This window comes from Halomonas sp., from assembly GCF_041689495.1.
Classification (GTDB): domain Bacteria; phylum Pseudomonadota; class Gammaproteobacteria; order Pseudomonadales; family Halomonadaceae; genus Halomonas.
The window spans coordinates 1-3,075 of sequence record NZ_JBDNGD010000433.1 but is presented as its reverse complement, the minus strand read 5'-3'; the positions used below and the strand labels follow the sequence as shown (position 1 = coordinate 3,075).

Here is a 3,075-nt window from a genome sequence, read left to right as displayed (position 1 = left end):
TTCCGGCTTCTTGGCCAGGATGACCTGCCGAATCACCGCATCCACGTCGGCATCCGAAAGCTCGATGCGCAAGGTAAAGCGAGCCTGCAGGCGCGCCAGGTTGCTGGTCCCGGTGATCGCTGTCTGGCCGGTGCCAATGAACATCAGGCGGCTGCCGAGTTCCTTGCAGCAGGCCTCCACGGCTTCCTGAACGTCGATGGAGCGCTGGCCGTCGCCACCGATGTATTGCTGAACCTCGTCTAGCACCACCAGGGTCAGCGGCATCTTGCCGTCCTGGTTCAGGGCCTGACGAATGGACTTGAGCATGTCGTCGCTGCTGACGTCGTTGACGTGAGGATACAGGTGGGAGAGTGTCTCGGCGCAGGATTCGACGCTGCTGAACGTCTTCGGCTTGGCCCTGACCAAGGCTTCGTGCAGCGACTCGGCCACATAGAAGTTGTCGAGTTCCTCCTCCCAGTCATCGCCGTCTGCAATGACATCATCGCGCACCTGGTCGAGGATGCCCTCATCGCGCAGCCACATGACAAAGCGCGCCATCGGATACTGCTGAGGCAGACCCGCGGAGCGGAAGATCACGGCGAGAAGCGCCAGGCGCACGCTCTTGTCGCGGGAGCTGGCCCCGAGGGTGCCGGAGGCGGCGAACAGACCGCCGTGGCGCTTGCCCTGGGTTGTCAGTTCCATGAACTGATCCTGGATCTCCTGGGGCAAGTGGACGATACCGCGCGCCGCGGCACCATCATCGAAGGTGACGTCTTCCCACAGGGTGCGCAGCATCTTGGCCATGTGGGACTTGCCTGAACCGAAGAAACCACTGATCCATACGCCGGGTTGCTGTTCTGCCTGAGGGTTACTGAGGTTGCTCAGGTAGGTTTCGAGGATATCCCGCATGCCGCGTGCATACTGGCCGTCGCAGACGAAGGTTTCCAGTTCATAGCGGAGCACAGCCTGGGCCCGGCTACTAGTGTCATCGTTGACGTAGGCGACACCTTCGTTGACCAGCCGTTGCTGCGATGGGTCCTTGGTATACAGCTCACGATTGCGCATGCGTCCTTTCCCCTGCGGTATGGGTGCTCATTTGGTGGCGAGTGCCAATCTTGCGTCAGCGTGCCCCATCGGCCGTGATGGGGGTGGCCAGATAGTTCCAGCCGTCATAGCCATCCAGCAGCCGGTAATTATTGTTCTCGAAACTGCCGGGGAACAGCACCATCAATCGCCCCGGTACCTGTGTGGCCAGGCGATCGACCACCGCCTTGACCTTCAAGAGGCCGAACAGACTGCCCACGCCATAAAGCGTGACCACGTGGTTGTCCCCTACGCCCAGGGTGGAGAGCTTCGCGGTGAATTGTGCTTCCAGCCAGTCCAGATAACGATGAATCACCGTAGCTAGATTTGCCGGAGACCTGAAGTACCCTTTGGCATATTTCTGTTTGGACATCCAGACGGCGAAGGTGTGGGTCAGGTCGAAAGTCATCCACTCATGGCCGGCCTGCCGGGTGATCAGCTCGAATTCGTCGATGTTGGCGCGCAGTCGGAGTTCCTCCGTCTCGGGATAGACGCAGAACACGACGCGTTGGGCCGCGGCGGCATCATCCCGCCAGGGCAAGGCAATAAACCGGCCGTAGGAGTCGATCAGGCGTTTAACCTTGCTCATTGATAGGCTCTCCCTGTGACTTGACGTCCTTGCCGGCACGCATGGCGCTGGTGACGACCCCAGATAGCGCGGGAAAGTCGATATCCACCACGTTGTCGACCCGGCGCATGACCATCCAGCCCTTGGCCGAGGCCTGGGCCGCCAGTTCCAGAAGGCGGTCCTGGCTGGCGTCCAGCAGCTTGCACCAGGGACTCTGCAGCAGCAGTTCGCCTCGGCCGCCCTGCAACCAGGCAAGATAGAGGGCGTAGGCGACAGCGCCTGTCGCAGGTTGGAGCTGGACCCGAATCCTTTTGATGGGGCCTTGCAGGTAGCCTACCTGTACCAGGCTGCTGTTGACCCGCTGGGCGATGGACTCGCGTGTTAGCGTGCTGAAACGGCCCGGCCAGCGCTGATCGATGGTCTCCTCGACCGATTCGCGTGTGATCGAGGTGCCGAGCGGCTTGGCGAGAATAGCGGGTGCGAGCTCGCACAGCAGTGAGTCGCGCGCGGCAGCTGCCAGCAGCGCGAGCTGGGGGCGCGCGGCTTCATCCCGCGACCAGAAGTAGCGCAAGCCTGTATGGATCGGGTTCGCAGGGTCGAGGCCATAGAGGTAGGCCAGGTGGCTGGCAGTAAGCTTCCGGCTGCGGCCGGATCGTTTGCCCAGACAGTTGGCTTCGCGAATGGCAGTCTGGTAGTCATCCCTGCCGGCATCGCTGGCCACCTGAGTGAAAAGGGTGGTCAACTCGCTGAGCATGATGGTCCGCGCCGTGTGGGTGCTGCCCTGCTGAGTCATAAAGCCCAATCGCTTGAGGGTGGCTTGATCATGCATCCTGCTTTCCACCTTCCCTGGCGCCGCCGTTGCGGACCCAGCCGTCCACTTCGTCGCGCTTGAATTTCCATAACCGTCCGATGCGATGTGCCGGCATGGCACGATCAGAAATCCACCGATAGACGGTGTCTCGTTTGACGCCCAGATACTCGCCTACCTCGTCGACCGAGAGCCATCGATCTTCCATGTTTTGTCCTGATTGAAAGCAGTTTGTAGGACTTTAGCAGGTTCAGATGGCACAGAGGAAAAAGACTCAGGCGCGAGAAGCCAGAGGTTGGGTGTTGTAGTGAAGCCGAATCTTGGTCTTGATCCTTAGAGCTGATGTTAGGTGCGGGCGAGGGTTGTGTCAGTTTTGTCAGTGAGCTGGGTGGGGCATTTGGTGCTGAGATTAAGAGCGACGGATGATGGGAGGAGGTCGGCCTGATCCAGGATCTGGGCCAAGGGTTAGGCGCTCAGCGTTGCTGGCTGTTTCCGACGCTTGCTACCTATTTGGAACCTGGAAGCGTTGCCAAACAAAAACGGCCACTATTGCTATGATCTAAGTAGACGTTTTTACTGAATTTATTGGTGCCGCAAAGAGGATTCGAACCTCCGACCTACGCATTACGAATGCGTT

At 59.9% G+C, this 3,075-nt stretch carries 4 protein-coding genes; all 4 read right to left on the bottom strand.

Annotated elements, in window-relative coordinates; genetic code table 11:
• Window positions 1-1,044, bottom strand: a 1,044-nt coding sequence (locus ACESMD_RS13520; RefSeq protein ID WP_372614007.1) for a hypothetical protein, incomplete at its 3' end; no start/stop codon positions are given.
• A 55-nt stretch (window positions 1,045-1,099) separates the two neighbouring features.
• On the bottom strand, window positions 1,100-1,651 hold the full coding sequence (locus tag ACESMD_RS13515) for a hypothetical protein (protein WP_372614005.1): 552 nt from the start codon (window positions 1,649-1,651) through the stop codon (window positions 1,100-1,102).
• Complete coding sequence (locus ACESMD_RS13510) at window positions 1,638-2,459, bottom strand: hypothetical protein (RefSeq protein ID WP_372614003.1); 822 nt, start codon at window positions 2,457-2,459, stop codon at window positions 1,638-1,640. The genes ACESMD_RS13515 and ACESMD_RS13510 overlap by 14 nt, the downstream gene beginning before the upstream one ends.
• Complete coding sequence (locus ACESMD_RS13505; RefSeq protein WP_372614001.1) at window positions 2,452-2,646, bottom strand: helix-turn-helix domain-containing protein; 195 nt, start codon at window positions 2,644-2,646, stop codon at window positions 2,452-2,454. The genes ACESMD_RS13510 and ACESMD_RS13505 overlap by 8 nt, the downstream gene beginning before the upstream one ends.
• Between the last annotated feature and the right edge of the window lie 429 nt (window positions 2,647-3,075).

Coding starts and splice junctions, on each gene's coding strand:
- ACESMD_RS13510 (WP_372614003.1), bottom strand. CDS start 2,459: ATGCATGATCAAGCCACCCTCAAGCGATTGGGCTTTATGACTCAGCAG.
- ACESMD_RS13505 (WP_372614001.1), bottom strand. CDS start 2,646: ATGGAAGATCGATGGCTCTCGGTCGACGAGGTAGGCGAGTATCTGGGC.
- ACESMD_RS13515 (WP_372614005.1), bottom strand. CDS start 1,651: ATGAGCAAGGTTAAACGCCTGATCGACTCCTACGGCCGGTTTATTGCC.